General features: G+C 52.0%; 15 protein-coding genes. 6 read left to right on the top strand and 9 right to left on the bottom strand.

What is annotated here, in order from left to right:
• Positions 1-104 precede the first annotated feature (104 nt).
• The 8 genes from K6L24_RS16390 to K6L24_RS16355 all read right to left on the bottom strand — a co-directional run bounded on the left by K6L24_RS16390 (position 105) and on the right by K6L24_RS16355 (position 9,008).
• Positions 105-1,472, bottom strand: a complete 1,368-nt coding sequence (locus K6L24_RS16390; protein WP_118664538.1) for an MFS transporter — start codon at positions 1,470-1,472, stop codon at positions 105-107.
• 131 nt (positions 1,473-1,603) lie between these two features.
• Positions 1,604-2,491 carry a heme o synthase gene (cyoE, locus tag K6L24_RS16385; RefSeq protein WP_062747765.1) on the bottom strand — a complete coding sequence of 296 codons (888 nt, stop codon included), beginning with the start codon at positions 2,489-2,491 and terminating at the stop codon, positions 1,604-1,606.
• 13 nt (positions 2,492-2,504) lie between these two features.
• Positions 2,505-2,834 (bottom strand): cytochrome o ubiquinol oxidase subunit IV, encoded by a 330-nt coding sequence (locus K6L24_RS16380; RefSeq protein ID WP_062747763.1) that lies wholly within the window; start codon positions 2,832-2,834, stop codon positions 2,505-2,507.
• Positions 2,834-3,451, bottom strand: a complete 618-nt coding sequence (locus K6L24_RS16375) for a cytochrome o ubiquinol oxidase subunit III (RefSeq protein ID WP_118664537.1) — start codon at positions 3,449-3,451, stop codon at positions 2,834-2,836. Before K6L24_RS16375 ends, K6L24_RS16380 begins: the two co-directional genes overlap by 1 nt.
• The gene (cyoB, locus tag K6L24_RS16370) at positions 3,441-5,432 is read right to left on the bottom strand and encodes a cytochrome o ubiquinol oxidase subunit I (RefSeq protein WP_062747758.1); all 1,992 of its coding nucleotides are present in this window, start codon (positions 5,430-5,432) and stop codon (positions 3,441-3,443) included. The genes K6L24_RS16375 and cyoB overlap by 11 nt, the downstream gene beginning before the upstream one ends.
• A 4-nt stretch (positions 5,433-5,436) precedes the next feature.
• Positions 5,437-6,375, bottom strand: coding sequence for a cytochrome o ubiquinol oxidase subunit II (gene cyoA, locus K6L24_RS16365; RefSeq protein WP_062747756.1), 939 nt, complete (start codon positions 6,373-6,375; stop codon positions 5,437-5,439).
• 526 nt (positions 6,376-6,901) lie between these two features.
• Positions 6,902-8,386: a muropeptide MFS transporter AmpG gene (gene ampG, locus K6L24_RS16360; RefSeq protein ID WP_062747754.1), complete on the bottom strand. Its 1,485-nt coding sequence runs from the start codon at positions 8,384-8,386 to the stop codon at positions 6,902-6,904.
• Positions 8,387-8,429: 43 nt separating this feature from the next.
• Positions 8,430-9,008 carry a lipoprotein gene (locus K6L24_RS16355; RefSeq protein WP_062747752.1) on the bottom strand — a complete coding sequence of 193 codons (579 nt, stop codon included), beginning with the start codon at positions 9,006-9,008 and terminating at the stop codon, positions 8,430-8,432.
• Between the two features lie 288 nt (positions 9,009-9,296).
• Here K6L24_RS16355 and bolA point away from each other — a divergent pair, with 288 nt between their 5' ends.
• The 4 genes from bolA to clpX (K6L24_RS16335) all read left to right on the top strand — a co-directional run bounded on the left by bolA (position 9,297) and on the right by clpX (K6L24_RS16335) (position 13,577).
• Entirely contained in the window at positions 9,297-9,611 is a 315-nt protein-coding gene (gene bolA / locus K6L24_RS16350; RefSeq protein WP_062747750.1) for a transcriptional regulator BolA, read from the top strand.
• A 324-nt stretch (positions 9,612-9,935) separates the two neighbouring features.
• Positions 9,936-11,240, top strand: coding sequence for a trigger factor (gene tig, locus K6L24_RS16345; RefSeq protein WP_062747748.1), 1,305 nt, complete (start codon positions 9,936-9,938; stop codon positions 11,238-11,240).
• A gap of 331 nt (positions 11,241-11,571) precedes the next feature.
• Positions 11,572-12,195: an ATP-dependent Clp endopeptidase proteolytic subunit ClpP gene (gene clpP / locus K6L24_RS16340; RefSeq protein ID WP_062747746.1), complete on the top strand. Its 624-nt coding sequence runs from the start codon at positions 11,572-11,574 to the stop codon at positions 12,193-12,195.
• 107 nt (positions 12,196-12,302) lie between these two features.
• Positions 12,303-13,577 (top strand): ATP-dependent protease ATP-binding subunit ClpX, encoded by a 1,275-nt coding sequence (clpX, locus tag K6L24_RS16335; RefSeq protein WP_118664534.1) that lies wholly within the window; start codon positions 12,303-12,305, stop codon positions 13,575-13,577.
• A 67-nt stretch (positions 13,578-13,644) separates the two neighbouring features.
• Here the strand turns inward: clpX (K6L24_RS16335) and K6L24_RS16330 are convergent, their stop codons facing one another.
• Positions 13,645-14,238: an ATP-dependent Clp protease proteolytic subunit gene (locus K6L24_RS16330; RefSeq protein WP_062749677.1), complete on the bottom strand. Its 594-nt coding sequence runs from the start codon at positions 14,236-14,238 to the stop codon at positions 13,645-13,647.
• A 284-nt stretch (positions 14,239-14,522) separates the two neighbouring features.
• Here K6L24_RS16330 and clpX (K6L24_RS16325) point away from each other — a divergent pair, with 284 nt between their 5' ends.
• Positions 14,523-15,797 carry an ATP-dependent protease ATP-binding subunit ClpX gene (gene clpX, locus K6L24_RS16325; RefSeq protein WP_118664533.1) on the top strand — a complete coding sequence of 425 codons (1,275 nt, stop codon included), beginning with the start codon at positions 14,523-14,525 and terminating at the stop codon, positions 15,795-15,797.
• 190 nt (positions 15,798-15,987) lie between these two features.
• A complete protein-coding gene (lon, locus tag K6L24_RS16320) occupies positions 15,988-18,342 on the top strand; it encodes an endopeptidase La (protein ID WP_062744951.1) in 2,355 nt (784 codons plus the stop codon).
• Positions 18,343-18,376 lie beyond the last annotated feature (34 nt).

Raw genomic sequence — 18,376 nt, 5'->3', positions numbered from 1 at the left:
GATCGTAAGAAAGACTGCCCCGGCCGTCGCTTAAGAATTAATAACCCGCGTCGGCCATGGCGGTATGAAGGGGCGGACCAATCGTTATGGTCCGCCTGCCGCACTTATACCCCTGCGGCGATCAGTTTCTCAATGTCGGCGCGGCTGGTGATTTTACTGTCAATTTTGACATAAGCGCTGCGCTCTTCAGGCACGATAAACACCGCAGCGACTCCCGGCTGCGCTTTCAGACGCTGTTCCAGCTGTTCTTTATCTTCATTATTCTGTTCAAGCGTGATACGCAGGCTACTGACGTAAGGCGGTTCCTGCATGGTCAGACTGACCATCAGCCAGGCGGCTGCAATCAACGCACCGATCAAAAATACCGTCTGCGCGTCAACGTGACCATAAATCCAGCCGCCCATGCTGCCACCAATCGCCACACCGATAAACTGGCTCGTAGAGTAAAGCCCCATGGCTGTTCCCCTGTAACCTGGCGGTGACTCTTTGCTGACCAGTGAGGGCAAAATCGCCTCCATCAAATTAAAGCCGATGAAGAAAAGCTGCACGCCAACGACCAGCGTCCAGAAGTGATTCCCTGCGCCCCACAATACGACTTCCGCCACCAGCATCAGCGCCACGCAGCCAACAAACACGCGTTTCATCCGGCGCTTCACTTCAGCGTAAATAATAAACGGTAGTACGCTGGCGAAGGCGATCAGCATGGTAAACAGATACACCTTCCAGTGCTCGGCAGCGGGCAGACCCGCCTGCTCAAACTGTCCAGGCAGGGCGACAAAGCTCGACATCAGCAGAATATGCAGGCAGAGAATACCGATATTCAGTTTGACCAGCCGGGCGTTGGCGAGAACATCACGAATGCTGCCTTTCACAATGCCGGATTCGCGATTCAGCACGTGGCTTGAGGCCGACGGCACCACCAGCAGGGTGATCACGATGCCGCCGCTGGCCAGTAGCGCAATCATCCAGAACAGCGCGTGCAGGCCGAAGGCGTGGGTGATCACCGGTCCCAGCACCATGGCAATCGCGAAGGTGACGCCGAAGCTGATACCAATAAACGCCATCGCTTTGGTCCGGTTCTGCTCACGGGTCAGGTCAGACAGCAGGGCCATTACCGCTGCCGCAATCGCCCCGGAACCCTGCAGGGCGCGTCCGAGGATCACGCCCCAGATCGAGGTGGTCATGGCAGCAATCACGCTACCCAAGACAAAAATCAGTAAGCCCCCGACGATCAGCGGTTTACGGCCTATACGGTCGGAAAGAAGTCCGAAGGGGATCTGGAACACGGCCTGCGCTAAGCCGTAAATGCCAATGGCGAATCCAATTAACGCTTCACTTGCTCCCTGCAGTGCCATGCCATAAGTGGTCAGGACCGGTAACACCATAAACATTCCCAGCATTCGCAGGGAAAAAACCGTCCCCAAACCCCAGGTCGCACGCAGCTCGACCGGAGTCATTTTATTATCGTTCATTACTACCTCAGTCTGTCGAATGCACATAGTTTATGTGTGAGGGGAGGGCGGGTAAAACATTACTTTTTAGTTAGTGGTAACAAAAAGAAAGGGCGCGATAATCGCGCCCTCAGTGTGATGTGTACGGACTGTTAGCTGACGTAAGTCAGAAAGTCTTTCGAGGCAGGGGTCATAAAGTCGACCGACATCATCACGCTTAATGCGGTGATGGCGACAATCGAAAACACAAACAGCTTACGGGCCCAGACGCGATCGTTCTGAGTTTTGTAACCTGACAGTGCCATTCCCAGCCACCAGACACTGACCGCCGCAGCAACAACCAGGTATTTATACCCGGCGTAGCCCACCAGCGTCAGCATCAGTGTGGCAACCATAAACGCGATGATATACAGCGTGATATGGTTTTTTGCCACCGAAATGCCTTTCACTACCGGCAGAACCGGAATATTGGCTGCCTGGTAATCTTTAAAGCGGAAGATCGCAATCGCATACGAGTGCGGCATCTGCCACAGGCTAAAGATCGCCAGCAGGATCAATGCACCGGCATCAAACTGGTTAGTCACAGCACAGTAGCCAATCACTGGCGGCGCAGCACCGGAAAGGCTGCCAATCAGAGTGCCATAGACGGAGTTGCGCTTCATGTACAGGCTGTAAACGCCGACATAAACCACAAAACCCATCACCGCCAGCCACATGGCCAGCGGATTCGCTCCGAAATACAGCATTGCGAAGCCAGCAATACCTAACACGGTTGCATAAACCAGGCTTAATTTCGGAGAGATGAGGCCTTTAACCAGCACCCGATTCTTGGTTCTCTCCATTTTTTTGTCGATATCACGGTCGATAAAGTTGTTATAAACACAACCTGATGCAACCACCAGCGAGACGCCGACTAAGGTGAAGAGAAACAGGGAATAATCAATGCTGCCTTTAGAAGCCAGCAGGAATCCCCCGATGACAGAAATTAAATTCCCGAAAATAATTCCTGGTTTTGTTACTTGCAGGTATTGCTTAATCATCACAGTAGCTCTGTTAGTGGCTCATCATGTTGTAGTTGAGGTTCCACATAATCCATAGCGAGCCAACAACAACAATCAGGATGATAAGTGCTGCAAACACGATAGCAATCAGGTTCCAGCCGCCCTCAGACTTGCTGTCCAGATGCAGGAAGTACACCAGGTGAACGAGCACCTGGACGACTGCACACACCAGAACAACCGCGAGGATGGTCGCTTTAGAAGCGCCGCCGTCCATGACCATCCAGAATGGGATACCTGTCAGAATGATCGACAGGATAAAGCCGATCATATAAGACTTCACGCTACCGTGAGAAGCGCCATGTTCAGTTACTGAATGGCTCATTACATAACCCCCATCAGGTAAACAATGGTGAATACGCAGATCCACACCACGTCCAGGAAGTGCCAGAACAGGCTCAGACACATGATACGGGTGCGGTTGGTGTCCGTCAGACCGCGTGAAGCGACCTGATACATCAGTACCGCCATCCAGATCAGACCTGAGGTCACGTGCAGACCGTGAGTTCCCACCAGCGTGAAGAACGCAGAGAGGAAGCCACTGCGGTCAGGACCGAAGCCTTCTTTAATAAGGTGATGGAACTCATAGATTTCCATTCCGATGAAGCCCACACCAAACAGGAAGGTCATCGCTAACCAGCCAATGACGGCACCTTTCTGCTTGTTGTTCATGTTGATTACTGCCATACCATAGGTAATGGAGCTCAACAGAAGCAGGGCGGTTTCCACCAGAACGAATGGCAGTTCAAAGATGTCTTTGCCTGCCGGGCCGCCCGCGGTGTTATTAACCATCACACCATACGTCGCAAACAGTGTTGCGAAGATGATGCAGTCACTCATCAGGTAGATCCAGAAGCCAAAGACTTTATTGGCTCCTGCATCATGGTGATGCCCATGCTCCGCATGGGCGTCGTGGTGTTTAGTCACAGTTTCAGTCGACATTTTTCAGACCTGCTTTGCTAATTTCGTCAAAGTGCTGATTCTCGATTTTTTGAATCTCAGCAACAGGGACGTAGTAATCCACGTCTTCGTCAAAGCTCTTGACGATCCAGGACACGATAATGGCCAGGAATGACAGGCCTACCAGCCACCAGATATGCCAGATTGCTGCAAAACCAAAGACCACGCTGAAGAAACCAATTACAACACCGGCACCGCTGTTCTTCGGCATATGAATTTCTTCATAGTGAGCCGGCTGCTTATAGGCTTCGCCTTTTTCCTTCATTTCCCAGAACGCATCGCGCTCATGGATTTCAGGAACGACAGCAAAGTTATAGAACGGTGGTGGAGAAGAGGTTGCCCATTCCAGAGTACGTCCACCCCATGGGTCACCGGTCACATCACGCAGCTGTTCACGGTCGCGGACCGAAACATAGAACTGAGTAATCTGGCAAATCACACCACAGGCAATCAGGCCCGCACCACATGCTGCAACAACCAGCATTGGGTGGAACTGAGGATCGATGTCCTGGCTGATACGACGGGTCATACCCATGAAGCCCAGCACGTACAGCGGCATAAAGGCAACGAAGAAGCCAATGATCCAGAACCAGAACGCGCGGATACCCCAGGTTTCATTCAGCTTGAAGCCGAATGCTTTCGGGAACCAGTAAGTCACACCAGCGAAGCAACCGAACACCACACCACCGATAATAACGTTATGGAAGTGAGCGATCAGGAACAGACTATTGTGCAGCACGAAGTCAGCACCTGGCACGGCCAACAGCACCCCGGTCATACCACCGACAGAGAAGGTGACCAGGAAGCCGACGGTCCACAGCATACAGGAGTGCATTTCAATGCGGCCCTGATACATGGTGAACAGCCAGTTAAAGATTTTAACACCGGTCGGGATGGCGATGATCATCGTCATAATACCGAAGAAGGCGTTAACGTTGGCACCCGCACCCATGGTGAAGAAGTGGTGCAACCATACGATGAAGGACAGGATGGTAATCACCACCGTCGCCCACACCAGTGAGGTGTAGCCAAACAGACGTTTTTTCGAGAAGGTAGCAACCACTTCCGAGAACACACCGAAGACCGGCAGAACCAGGATGTACACTTCCGGATGACCCCAAACCCAAATCAGGTTGACGTACATCATCATGTTGCCGCCCATATCATTGGTGAAGAAATGGAAGCCAAGATAACGGTCAAGGGTCAGCAGCGCCAGGGTCACGGTCAGAACCGGGAACGCAGCGATGATCAGTACGTTGGTGCACAGAGATGCCCAGGTAAAGACAGGCATTTTGAACATGGTCATACCAGGCGCACGCATCTTCATGATGGTCACGAAGAAGTTGATACCTGTCAGGGTCGTCCCGATACCGGAGAGCTGTAGACTCCATATCCAGTAGTCAACGCCGACTCCCGGACTGTATTCCGCCCCCGATAATGGTGGGTATGCCAGCCAGCCGGTCTGTGCGAATTCGCCCACACCCAGTGACAGGTTAACCAGAACCACACCGACAGCCGTGAACCAGAAGCTCAGGTTGTTCAGGAACGGGTAGGCCACGTCGCGTGCGCCGATCTGTAAAGGAACAGCAATGTTCATCAGACCAACAACAAACGGCATCGCTACGAAGAAGATCATGATCACGCCGTGAGCCGTGAAAATCTGATCGTAGTGGTGCGGTGGCAAAATGCCCGCTTCACCGGCAGAGGCAAGCACCTGCTGGGTACGCATCATCACGGCATCGGCAAAGCCGCGCAGCAGCATGACGAAGGCCATGATGATGTACATGATACCGAGTTTTTTATGGTCAACGGAGGTCAGCCACTCGGTCCACAGATATTTCCACTTACCGAAGTAAGTCAGCGCGGCGACAAGCGCCAGGCCACCAAGAATAATGGCGGCAACAGTGACCATGATAATCGGTTCATGGTACGGCACTGCATCCAGTGTTAATTTTCCAAGCATCGTATTATTCCTCGGCTCCCGCGTGAGCGGTATTGCTCATATCCATGCCTTCATGGCCTTCGCCGTGAGACATGTCCATGCTTCCGCCGTGGTTCATCTGGAACTGACCAATGATGTCTTTAAACAGTCCAGGTTTCACACTTGAGAAGAATTCCACCGGGTGATTTTCGCTAGGCGCAGCCAGCTTATTAAAATCATCCATTGTCATGAGGGTGTCTGGAGACTGTTTAGCTTTCGCGACCCACTGTTCGAAGCTGGCTTCGTCAGGCGTTGCAATCGCTTTAAACTTCATACCAGAGAAACCACGACCACTGAAGTTCGAGGACATACCGTCAAAGGTACCGGCTTCATTCGCAATCAGATGCAGTTTAGTTTGCATCCCCGCCATAGCGTAAATCTGGCTACCGAGGGTAGGAATGAAGAAGGAGTTCATTACGGTGTTCGAAGTAATCTTGAAGCTCACCGGGCGGTTAGCCGGGAAAGCAATCTGGTTAACGGTAGCAATACCCTGTTCTGGGTAAATAAACATCCATTTCCAGTCAAGCGAGACAACTTCGATCACGACGGGTTTCAAATCAGATGCCAGTGGCTTGCTTGGTTCCAGCGCATGGGTCGATTTCCATGTCAGGATGCCAAGGAAGACAATGATCAAGATTGGCACAGTCCAAACCACGGCTTCCACTTTGTTTGAGTGTGACCAGTTCGGGCTGTATTTCGCATTGGTGTTGGATGCCCGATATTTCCAGGCGAACACCACGGCCATCAAGACTGCAGGGATCACGACGATCATCATCAGGCCAAAGGCCGTCAGAATCAGCGAACGTTGCTCCATTGCAATCTGTCCTTTGGGATTTAATAACGCACTATCACAACCACTTAACAAAATCATGCTTGTGATTAATGACAAAATCCCCAAACTTTTATTGTATTTCATGAGTCTCATTTAACGACCTCAATGACAAGGGCTCTATTGTCGTTTAAGTGTGGCGGCATTTTACGGGAAGGTTTCAGTACTGTAAACCTGCAACAGGTTGTGTCAGCGGAGTGTTGACACCTTTTGCAAACGCTGTCACATATGTTGCCGAGAGTGACAAAATATGAATGCTGGCAAAGGGTTGGCGTTAATATAACAAAACTTGATGGAAAAAACCGTACAAAAATTGTATCTGCTATAACCAGCCATTTATTGCTCCATTTATTTAACAAATCCTTATCAATTGCGTGATATTAATTAACCAAAACTAATTACGCACCGGTTTTTAATACTTGAAACTGACTCGCGTAAACACCTGAGAATTTTTTTACCGGGACGATAAATCGAGAAATTAATATTTTTCGTCAAAGTTTCGCATTTTCTGGCGTGTTACCTTCGGGTTGCCCATCACGTGCGATGAAAACAACCCGAATTTGTAAACACTTTGTTGAGCAAATAATTTCTTTAACATCCCAGCAGCGAAACGAAAAAGAGGTTATTTTGCCCGCGAATGCGCCTGGCGTAGCGCCAGGAAATCCAGCCATGTTCCGGTAACAATTCCACTCAACATCAGCAAGATACCCACCTCAAACAGGGGGGGGATCAGTTCTGTGAGTGCGACCCAGCCAAGCGTGTTAACGGTTAGCATCACCAGCCATAAGGCCAGTAACACCGCGCCAGCGATCACTCCGCGCAGCGCCCAACGGTAACCTGAAGCGTACGCGGTACGGGGCAGAAAGTCGGTATGGTGCTGCGCATACTCCAGTGTAGTACGGCAACCGAGCAGCAGCAAAAGACCGGGTAACGCCGCCAGTACTGAGAAGGCATAAAATGTCGGCCAGCCCCATGATTCTACAAACCATCCTGCTACAGGCCCGACGTAAACGCGGCCCACCGCAGAGAGTGCTGAGAGAAGTGCAAACTGAGTGGCAGAGAATGAGCGGTTGCACAGGGTCATCAGTAGCGCAACAAACGCGGCGGTGCCCATGCCGCCGCACAGATTTTCCACGGTAACCGCAGCCGCCATGGTGTAAAGATGCTTATCTGTGACCGACAGCACCCAATAACCGAGGTTAGAAACGGCCTGTAAGATGCCAAACAGCATCAGCGCACGGAAAAGGCTGAGACGTTGCATCAGCAGTCCCCCTGCCAGCGCACCGACGATAGTGGCGACCAGCCCCAGGGTTTTGTTGACCAGGCCGACATCACCTGCATCAAAGCCTACACCACGGATCAGGAAAATGGTCGTCAGGCTGGCGGCGAAAGCATCACCCAACTTATAGAGAACGATCAGTGAGAGTATAAGCCAGGCATTATTACGGTTGAAAAAATCCCGCAGGGGGGCTATCACCGCCTCTTCCAGCGTATGGGGGCGGTCGGCCGTGGCTTCCGGCTCTTTAGCTACCAGGGTTGCGATCACGCCCGGGACCATCATGGCGGCCATCAACCACCAGATAGCCTGCCAGCCTAAGAACCGGTCGGCCAGCCACAGCGCCAGGCCGCCGGATACCAGCATGGCCAGACGGTAGCCAAGCACGCTGATTGCGGCACCGCTACCGCGTTCGCTGGCGGCCAGCACATCGGTTTTCCAGGCGTCAAACACAATATCCTGCGAAGCCGAACAGAACGCGATCAGGACCGCCAGCGCTGCCAGCAGAGTAAGGTCACGTGAAGGCTGCATAAAGCCCATCGACGCTATACCGACGATCAGCATTAATTGCGTCAGCAATAACCAACCACGCCTGCGCCCCAAAAAGGGCGGCGTATAGCGGTCCATCAGGGGAGACCAGAGAAACTTAAAGACATAGGCCTGGCCGACAAGAGAGAAGAAACCGATGGTTTTGATATCGATATTCTCTACCGCCATCCACGCCTGAAGCGTGCCCGAGGTCAGGGCCAGAGGCAGACCAGAAGCAAAGCCGAGGATCAACAGAAGGGCGGAGTTACGTCGGGTGAAGATGTGCAGATAGTGATTGGACATACGGACCTTAAATCAGGCCCGGCGTCCTGCCGGGCCAGAGGGATTAACGCGCGTTTTGTTTAATAAATTCGTTAACGCTGGTGTCCTGAGCCATGTCGGCAATCACGTCACCCAGAGTGTTATTAACGACATTGGTGATTTTCTCATTGCTGGCAGAGAAGGCACCTTCAACACTGCTGGTCTGACGGTAGTTTTTGACCTGCTTACTGCCGTTTTTAGCGGTGGCAATAATGGAAATATCTGCCTTGGTGGTGATGCTGTAGCGGACATTACCCTGAGTAACATCAGCATACAGTCCGTTGACCACAATCTGGAGGTCTACTGCACCATTAGGCCCGATCATATAACCGCGAGCGGTCATTTGTTTTTCCAGGGTTTCCTGTAACAGGAAGCGCAGGTCACGGGATGGCGTCAGGGTGATGAGTTGGCCATCACGATTCACCTTCGCCAGGGCCTGATCGCTGCGCTGGTCGGCACCATTGATGCTAACCGTAATACCCATCAGGCTTGGATCACGCTGTGGCAACTGAATCTTGGGAGAGATGTCGAGTGTATTGCTGCTCCCTGCGCAGCCAGCCAGAATGAAGACGGCCAGCAGAGGGAAAAATAATTTTTTTAACATGCTTATTTTCTCGATTACGTGAGTAGTATTGCTGACAAAACTGCGGTCATCATATCATTGCCTGTCGACAGGGGAAGCCCCGATCGAGCGTAAATTCATCGCGTTGCGGAAATTTCAGACTCGTGAACGCTTGATCCTTCGACCACACCATTACCTCTCAGTTTCACGTCGTACGGTGCAAAGTGAACAAGCACAGGAAAAATTCGTTAAACTGCGTCGGTTTTAGATAAAAAGCGACTACGATTTAAAGAGATGGGGCGCAGTTCTCTGCATCAGAGGAGTCAAGGTATGATCCGTGAGCAAATTGAAGAAAAGTTACGTACGGCATTTTCACCGGCGCACCTTGAGGTGCATGACGAAAGTTATCGCCACAATGTTCCTGCAGGGGCTGAGAGTCATTTTAAAGTGGTGATTGTCAGTGACAGCTTTAAGGACCAGCGTTTTCTGACCCGCCACCGGGCGATTTACGGTGTACTGGCGGAAGAGCTGGCCGGAAGCGTCCATGCATTGGCCTTGCACAGCTATACCTTGAAAGAGTGGGAGGGCTTACAGGATACCGTCCCCGCCTCGCCAAACTGCCGTGGTGCCGGCACGCTGGCGTAAATCGGCATAAAATGCGAAAAACGGCCATTTGGCCGTTTTTTTTCGTTTACGCAGCCTGAAAATGCCTTCCGTGAGCAAATTCTTGCGATTTGTTGGCAAAAATGTAAAAAGTAGCAGGGTTCAGGCGAGAGTGTAGCCTCGACTCGTTAAGACGTTACCGCTATAATGCTGCGTCTATTTTTTCCGGAATGTCTTCGGGATGCTTCTGTAAACAGGGAATGCGGTTCTGACATCAGAAGCCGTCCCGGTTCTTAGATTTGCTCTGCTCACAGCAGCCGGGTATGTCTGAAGTTGACCGAGCACGTGATTTTTTGAGGTAATAAGATGCAAGTTTCAGTAGAAACAACTCAGGGCCTGGGCCGTCGCGTAACGATTACCGTTGATAAAGATGTGATCGAAAAAGCGGTGAAAAGTGAGCTGGCAAGCGTAGCTAAGAAAGTACGTATCGACGGCTTCCGCAAAGGAAAAGTACCGATGAACGTTGTCGAACAGCGTTACGGTGCTTCTGTTCGCCAGGACGTCCTGGGCGATCTGATGCAACGCAACTTTGTTGATGCGATCATCAAAGAAAAAATCAATCCGGCTGGCGCACCTAACTACGTGCCAGGCGAATACAAAACAGGTGAAGACTTCACTTTCGCCGTTGAGTTCGAAGTCTATCCGGAAGTTGAACTGCAGGGTCTGGATGCCATCGAAGTTGAAAAACCGGTGGTTGAAGTGACTGATGCTGATGTTGACACCATGCTGGATACCCTGCGCAAGCAGCAGGCCACCTGGAAAGAAACCGATGCAGCAGCGACTGCAGAAGATCGTGCGACTATCGACTTCTCCGGTTCTGTCGATGGCGAAGAGTTCGAAGGCGGTAAAGCATCCGACTTCGTACTGGCGATGGGTCAGGGTCGTATGATCCCAGGCTTTGAAGAAGGCGTTGTTGGCCATAAAGCCGGCGAAACCTTCACTATCGACGTTAACTTCCCGGACGATTACCATGCTGAGAACCTGAAAGGTAAAGCAGCGAAGTTTGAAATCGTCCTGAAGAAAGTGGAAGAGCGTGAGCTGCCAGAGTTCACTGAAGAGTTCATCAAACGTTTCGGCGTTGAAGATGGCTCTGTTGCCGGTCTGCGTGCTGAAGTGCGTAAAAACATGCAGCGTGAACTGAAAGGCGCTGTGCGTAACCGCGTGAAGACTCAGGCTATCGACGGTCTGGTGAAAGCCAATGATATCGATGTTCCTGCAGCACTGATCGACAGTGAAATCGACGTGCTTAAGCGTCAGGCTGCACAGCGTTTTGGCGGCAACGAGAAGCAGGCTCTGGAGCTGCCTCGTGAACTGTTCGAAGAGCAGGCTAAACGCCGTGTCGTGGTTGGCCTGCTGCTGGGCGAAGTGATTCGTACCCATGAGCTGAAAGCTGACGAAGACCGTGTCAAAGCGCTGATCGAAGAGATGGCTTCTGCGTATGAAGACCCGTCAGAAGTGATCGAGTTCTACAGCAAGAACAACGAGCTGATGAACAACATGCGTAACGTCGCGCTGGAAGAGCAGGCTGTTGAAGCCGTGCTGGAAAAAGCGAAAGTGACTGAAAAAGCCACTAACTTCCAGGAACTGATGAACCAGACCGCTACGGCCTGATTCTGAATTCTCTGGTTGACGTCAAGCCCGCTGCCTTCCGGCAGCGGGCTTTTGTCATTTATGGCTCAAGGTACTGCTGCTTTTACTGGTTATTTGCGCATTTAATCCGCAAATTATCGACTAAGCTACTTTTCCTGGTTAGCAGTTGATAAAAACGTTGTTATGCTTGAAACAGCGGGGGATCATCCCCAAATTGGTACAACGAAGTCATCAGACCCGATAACTGTCCGGACGGCATCGGGTGTAAGGCCTGGAATCATAGTGTTCCTGATCGCTCTCAAGTAAAATCACTGAAGAGTGTTGCCAAATGAAATTTATCCAGGAGACGATAATGTCATACAGCGGCGAACGTGAACAAACTGCACCTCATATGGCCCTGGTGCCAATGGTGGTCGAACAAACCTCTCGCGGAGAGCGTTCTTACGACATCTACTCGCGCCTGCTGAAAGAGCGCATTATTTTTCTGACCGGCCAGGTCGAAGACCATATGGCCAACCTGATCGTCGCGCAGATGCTGTTTCTGGAAGCGGAGAATCCTGAGAAGGACATCCACCTGTACATTAACTCTCCTGGTGGCGTCATTACTGCCGGGATGTCAATTTACGACACCATGCAATTTATTAAACCTGACGTCAGCACCATTTGTATGGGCCAGGCCTGCTCAATGGGTGCGTTCCTGTTGACCGCAGGGGCGAAGGGCAAGCGTTACTGTCTGCCCAATTCACGCGTGATGATCCATCAGCCGTTGGGCGGTTTCCAGGGCCAGGCATCTGATATCGATATTCATGCCCGCGAAATCATCAAAACTAAGCATATGATGAACGAGCTGATGGCAAAACATACCGGACAGACGATCGAAACTATTGAACGTGATACTAATCGCGACCGTTTCCTGTCGGCAAGCGAGTCTGTAGAGTATGGTTTAGTGGATTCTGTGCTGTCTCAGCGTAACTGATTTAATATGTTGTGACACGGTGCCGTTGCCTCCGCAGGGCGTGAGGGTGGCGGCCTGCGTAACTAACCCCTTGTGGGAAGGTGAGTGTGACAATGAGGGGGAAGTAAATGACTGATAAACGCAAAGACGGTTCAGGGAAACTGCTGTACTGCTCTTTTTGCGGCAAAAGCCAGCATGAAGTGCGTAAGCTGATCGCCGGCCCGTCGGTGTATGTCTGTGATGAATGCGTTGATTTATGCAACGACATTATTCGCGAAGAGATTAAAGAAGTTGCGCCGCACCGCGAGCGTAACTCACTGCCTACGCCGCATGAAATTCGTCACCACCTGGATGACTACGTTATCGGCCAGGAACGGGCGAAGAAAGTGCTCTCTGTTGCGGTTTATAACCACTACAAACGTCTGCGCAACGGCGACACCAGCAACGGCATTGAGCTGGGCAAAAGTAATATTCTGCTGATCGGCCCGACGGGCAGCGGTAAAACGCTGCTGGCGGAAACGCTGGCGCGCCTGCTGGACGTGCCGTTTACCATGGCCGATGCCACCACGCTGACTGAAGCCGGCTATGTCGGTGAGGATGTGGAAAACATCATCCAGAAGCTGCTGCAGAAGTGTGACTACGACGTGCAGAAAGCCCAGCGCGGTATCGTCTATATCGATGAGATCGATAAGATTTCCCGTAAGTCAGATAACCCGTCCATCACCCGTGATGTTTCGGGGGAAGGCGTGCAGCAGGCGCTGCTGAAGCTGATCGAAGGTACGGTGGCGGCAGTGCCTCCGCAGGGCGGTCGCAAGCATCCGCAGCAGGAGTTTCTGCAGGTGGATACCTCGAAAATTCTGTTTATCTGCGGTGGCGCGTTCGCGGGCCTGGACAAAGTGGTGTCGCAGCGCGTGGACACCGGCACCGGCATTGGCTTTGGTGCGTCGGTGAAGGGCAAGTCAGAGAAGGCGACTGAAGGCGAACTGCTGGCTCAGGTGGAGCCGGAAGATCTGATCAAGTTTGGCCTGATCCCGGAGTTCATCGGCCGTCTGCCGGTGGTGGCAACGCTGACTGAACTGAGCGAGGATGCGCTGATCCAGATCCTGCGCGAACCTAAAAATGCCCTGACCAAACAGTACCAGGCATTGTTCAACCTGGAAGGCGTGGAACTGGAGTTCCGTGACGATGCGCTGACGGCGATTGCCAAAAAGGCGATGTCGCGTAAAACCGGTGCCCGTGGTTTGCGCTCAATCGTGGAAGGTGCGCTGCTGAACACCATGTACGATCTGCCATCGATGGATGACGTTGAGAAAGTCGTGGTGGATGCCCGGGTCATTGAGGGTGACAGTGAACCTAAAGTGATTTATGCCACACCTGAAACTCAGCAGGCCTCAGGCGAATAACCTGATGTGATGTTGAAAAAAGGCCCGCCAATGCGGGCCTTTTTCATTTTGGATACTACCGAAACCGTTAGGCTTTCAGTTCATCCCAGTGACTGATGACGTGGGTAGTAATACCGTAATCAACGGCCTGTTGAGGGCTCATCCAGTAGTTGCTGTCAGTGTCTTTCTCGACTTTTTCCAGCGGCTGTCCGGTTGCCTTACTGATCAGCTGGTTGATACGCTCACGGGCGCGCAGCAGTTCTTTCGCTTCAATTTCGATATCGGATACTTTACCGCGAACGCCACCCAGTGGCTGGTGGATCATAAAGCGCGTGTTTGGCAGCGAGTAACGATTCTCTTTTTCAGCGGCCAGGAAGATGGTGATCCCGGCGCTGGCAACCCAGCCGGTGCCAATGACCAGCACTTTGGGTTTCACAAACTTAATCATGTCATGGATGGTATCACCCGCTTCAACATGACCCCCCTGGCTGTTAATAAACAGCTTGATTGGCTCATCCCCCATTTCCTGCAGGATCAGCAACTGGGCGGTCACTTTCTCAGCAAGCGCCTGATTAATCTCACCGGAAATGATAATAGAGCGTGACTGAAGCAGTTTACTGACCGCCAGTGAGGAACCCTTCTCTTCCTGCCCATTTTCTTCTTTATCTGGCTCTTGAGGCATGCTTTACACTCCATCGGATAATCATAAGTGACCAGAGTTTAGCATAATCCAGATAGCAGCTAAATCAACAGCAATATCAGGCACTTTTTATACTTTAAAACAGCAGGTTGAATGATGTTTCTTCTTACTGCGCCGACCTGCGGTTATTTCTCACAGGCCTGGCTGCGGTGAGGATGCGCCAGTCCAATCGATGAAGACGCGGGACTTTTCCTCCCAATGAGCGGATGAAATGGGCTATATTAAGGACTGGTACGTGTAAATTAAGTAAGGCATGAGGTTAACTGATGACAGATAAGCGCAAAGACGGTTCAGGGAAACTGCTGTACTGCTCTTTTTGCGGCAAAAGCCAGCATGAAGTGCGTAAGCTGATTGCCGGCCCGTCAGTCTACATCTGCGATGAATGCGTCGATTTATGTAATGACATCATTCGCGAAGAGATCAAAGAAGCTGTGCCGCACCGCGAGCGCAGTTCACTGCCCACGCCGCATGAAATTCGTCACCACCTGGACGACTACGTTATCGGCCAGGAACGCGCCAAAAAGGTGCTCTCGGTGGCTGTCTATAACCACTACAAACGTCTGCGCAACGGCGACACCAGCAACGGCATTGAGCTGGGCAAAAGTAATATTCTGCTGATCGGCCCGACGGGCAGCGGTAAAACGCTGCTGGCGGAAACGCTGGCGCGCCTGCTGGACGTGCCGTTTACCATGGCCGATGCCACCACGCTGACTGAAGCCGGCTATGTCGGTGAGGATGTGGAAAATATCATCCAGAAGCTGCTGCAGAAGTGTGACTACGATGTGCAGAAAGCCCAGCGCGGTATCGTCTATATCGATGAGATCGATAAGATTTCCCGTAAGTCAGATAACCCGTCCATCACCCGTGATGTTTCGGGGGAAGGCGTGCAGCAGGCGCTGCTGAAGCTGATCGAAGGTACGGTGGCGGCAGTGCCTCCGCAGGGCGGTCGCAAGCATCCGCAGCAGGAGTTTCTGCAGGTGGATACCTCGAAAATTCTGTTTATCTGCGGTGGCGCGTTTGCGGGCCTGGACAAAGTGGTGTCGCAGCGCGTGGACACCGGCACCGGCATTGGCTTTGGTGCGTCGGTGAAGGGCAAGTCAGAAAAGGCCACTGAAGGCGAGCTGCTGGCTCAGGTGGAGCCGGAAGACCTGATCAAGTTTGGCCTGATCCCGGAGTTCATCGGCCGTCTGCCGGTGGTGGCAACGCTGACTGAACTGAGCGAGGACGCGCTGATCCAGATCCTGCGTGAACCTAAAAATGCCCTGACCAAACAGTACCAGGCGTTGTTCAACCTGGAAGGCGTGGAGCTGGAGTTCCGTGAAGAAGCGCTGAAGGCGATCGCCAAAAAGGCGATGTCGCGTAAAACCGGCGCCCGGGGCCTGCGCTCAATCGTGGAAGGCGCGCTGCTGAACACCATGTACGATCTGCCGTCGGTCGATGACGTGGAAAAAGTGGTGATTGACGAGTCGGTTATCAGCGGCGACAGTGAGCCATTACTGATTTATGGCAAGCCTGAAGCACAGCAGGCATCTGGCGAATAAATAACCAAACCATTCCAGACAGTTATCCGAAAAGGGGGAAAATGTTCCCCCTTTAACTTTTCTCGTAACCCCGACATTGAATCTATTCCGTTCATCCCCATATACTCAGATACCTGTGGGTCAAACTGCACTTTTTCTGGATGATGCGGTTCCCCTTACCCTGGCGGAAATTAAACTAAGAGAGAGCTCTATGAATCCTGAGCGTTCTGAACGCATTGAAATCCCTGTGTTGCCGTTGCGTGACGTAGTGGTTTATCCGCACATGGTCATTCCGTTGTTTGTCGGTCGTGAAAAATCAATTCGCTGCCTTGAAGCCGCCATGGATCATGACAAAAAAATCATGCTGGTCGCTCAGAAAGAAGCTTCAACGGATGAACCTGGCATCAACGATCTCTTCTCAGTCGGGACGGTTGCCTCTATTTTGCAAATGCTGAAACTCCCTGATGGCACTGTCAAAGTGCTGGTGGAAGGTTTGCAGCGTGCCCATATCACGACGTTATCCGATAACGGCGACCATTTTACTGCCCAGGCCGAATACCTGGAGTCGCCTGAAATTGAAGAGCGCGAGCAGGAAGTACTGGTACGCACGGCGATCAATCAGTTTGAAGGCTACATCAAACTGAACAAGAAGATCCCGCCGGAGGTACTGACTTCGCTGAACAGCATTGACGATGCGGCACGTCTGGCTGATACCGTCGCTGCACATATGCCGTTGAAACTGGCTGATAAACAATCTGTGCTGGAAATGTCGGACATCAATGAACGTCTGGAATATCTGATGGCGATGATGGAGTCGGAGATTGACCTGCTGCAGGTTGAGAAACGCATCCGTAACCGCGTCAAAAAGCAGATGGAAAAAAGCCAGCGCGAGTACTATCTGAATGAGCAGATGAAGGCGATTCAGAAAGAACTCGGTGAGATGGATGATGCGCCGGACGAAAATGAAGCGCTGAAACGCAAAATCGATGCGGCAAAAATGCCGAAAGAGGCGCGTGACAAAACAGAAGCCGAACTGCAAAAGCTGAAAATGATGTCACCGATGTCCGCAGAGGCGACGGTGGTTCGTGGCTATATTGACTGGATGGTTCAGGTACCGTGGAATGCCCGCAGCAAGGTGAAAAAAGATCTGCTGAAAGCGCAGGAAACGCTGGATACCGATCACTTTGGCCTTGAGCGCGTCAAAGACCGTATCCTGGAGTATTTGGCAGTACAGAGCCGCGTCAGCAAAATTAAGGGCCCGATCCTCTGTCTGGTGGGGCCTCCTGGCGTGGGTAAAACCTCTCTGGGCCAGTCCATCGCCAAAGCCACCGGTCGTAAATACGTACGTATGGCGCTGGGTGGGGTACGTGATGAAGCGGAAATTCGTGGTCACCGACGTACCTACATCGGTTCAATGCCGGGCAAATTGATCCAGAAAATGGCAAAAGTCGGCGTGAAAAACCCGCTTTTCCTGTTGGATGAAATTGATAAGATGTCGTCGGATATGCGCGGCGATCCGGCCTCGGCGCTGCTGGAAGTGCTTGATCCCGAGCAGAACATTGCCTTTAACGATCACTACCTGGAAGTGGATTACGATCTCTCCGATGTGATGTTTGTGGCGACCTCCAACTCGATGAACATTCCGGCACCGCTGCTGGATCGTATGGAAGTAATCCGTCTGTCCGGCTACACCGAAGACGAAAAGCTTAACATTGCCAAACAGCACCTCTTGTCGAAGCAGATTGAGCGTAATGCGCTGAAGAAAAGTGAACTGACCGTGGACGACAGCGCCATCGTCGGGATCATCCGTTACTACACCCGTGAAGCGGGCGTGCGTAGCCTTGAGCGTGAACTGTCCAAACTGTGTCGTAAGGCGGTGAAAACGCTGCTGATGGATAAATCGATCAAACACATCGAGATCAACGGCGATAACCTCAAAGACTATCTCGGCGTGCAGCGTTTCGACTACGGCCGTGCTGACAGTGAGAACCGCGTGGGTCAGGTCACCGGGCTGGCGTGGACGGAAGTCGGGGGTGACCTGCTGACGATTGAAACAGCCTGCGTTCCGGGTAAAGGTAAGCTGACTTACACCGGTTCTCTGGGTGAAGTCATGCAGGAATCTATCCAGGCCGCACTGACCGTGGTACGTGCACGTGCTGAAAAACTGGGTATCAATGCAGACTTCTACGAGAAGCGCGATATCCACGTTCACGTACCTGAAGGTGCGACGCCGAAAGATGGTCCAAGCGCCGGTATTGCAATGTGTACTGCGCTGGTTTCCTGCCTGACCGGTAATCCGGTGCGTGCCGATGTGGCCATGACAGGTGAAATTACGCTGCGTGGCCAGGTTCTGCCGATTGGCGGTCTGAAAGAAAAACTGCTGGCCGCTCACCGTGGTGGTATTAAGACGGTACTGATCCCCGATGAGAACAAGCGCGATCTGGAAGAGATCCCGGACAACGTGATTGCTGATCTGGAGATCCATCCGGTGAAACGCATCGAGGAAGTATTAGCCCTCGCCCTGCAGAATGCCCCATCCGGGATGCAGGTCGTGACGGCGAAATAGTGATTTAAGGCAAACTCACTGTAAAACTAGGGCT

It is taken from the genome of Erwinia persicina (assembly GCF_019844095.1).
Classification (GTDB): domain Bacteria; phylum Pseudomonadota; class Gammaproteobacteria; order Enterobacterales; family Enterobacteriaceae; genus Erwinia; species Erwinia persicina.
This window is presented reverse-complemented; position numbering and strand designations above follow the sequence as displayed.

Coding starts and splice junctions, on each gene's coding strand:
- tig (WP_062747748.1), top strand. CDS start 9,936: ATGCAAGTTTCAGTAGAAACAACTCAGGGCCTGGGCCGTCGCGTAACG.
- cyoB (WP_062747758.1), bottom strand. CDS start 5,432: ATGCTTGGAAAATTAACACTGGATGCAGTGCCGTACCATGAACCGATT.
- cyoE (WP_062747765.1), bottom strand. CDS start 2,491: ATGATTAAGCAATACCTGCAAGTAACAAAACCAGGAATTATTTTCGGG.
- lon (WP_062744951.1), top strand. CDS start 15,988: ATGAATCCTGAGCGTTCTGAACGCATTGAAATCCCTGTGTTGCCGTTG.
- ampG (WP_062747754.1), bottom strand. CDS start 8,386: ATGTCCAATCACTATCTGCACATCTTCACCCGACGTAACTCCGCCCTT.
- K6L24_RS16390 (WP_118664538.1), bottom strand. CDS start 1,472: ATGAACGATAATAAAATGACTCCGGTCGAGCTGCGTGCGACCTGGGGT.
- K6L24_RS16375 (WP_118664537.1), bottom strand. CDS start 3,451: ATGTCGACTGAAACTGTGACTAAACACCACGACGCCCATGCGGAGCAT.
- clpX (WP_118664533.1), top strand. CDS start 14,523: ATGACAGATAAGCGCAAAGACGGTTCAGGGAAACTGCTGTACTGCTCT.
- cyoA (WP_062747756.1), bottom strand. CDS start 6,375: ATGAGACTCATGAAATACAATAAAAGTTTGGGGATTTTGTCATTAATC.
- clpX (WP_118664534.1), top strand. CDS start 12,303: ATGACTGATAAACGCAAAGACGGTTCAGGGAAACTGCTGTACTGCTCT.
- K6L24_RS16380 (WP_062747763.1), bottom strand. CDS start 2,834: ATGAGCCATTCAGTAACTGAACATGGCGCTTCTCACGGTAGCGTGAAG.
- bolA (WP_062747750.1), top strand. CDS start 9,297: ATGATCCGTGAGCAAATTGAAGAAAAGTTACGTACGGCATTTTCACCG.
- K6L24_RS16355 (WP_062747752.1), bottom strand. CDS start 9,008: ATGTTAAAAAAATTATTTTTCCCTCTGCTGGCCGTCTTCATTCTGGCT.
- K6L24_RS16330 (WP_062749677.1), bottom strand. CDS start 14,238: ATGCCTCAAGAGCCAGATAAAGAAGAAAATGGGCAGGAAGAGAAGGGT.
- clpP (WP_062747746.1), top strand. CDS start 11,572: ATGTCATACAGCGGCGAACGTGAACAAACTGCACCTCATATGGCCCTG.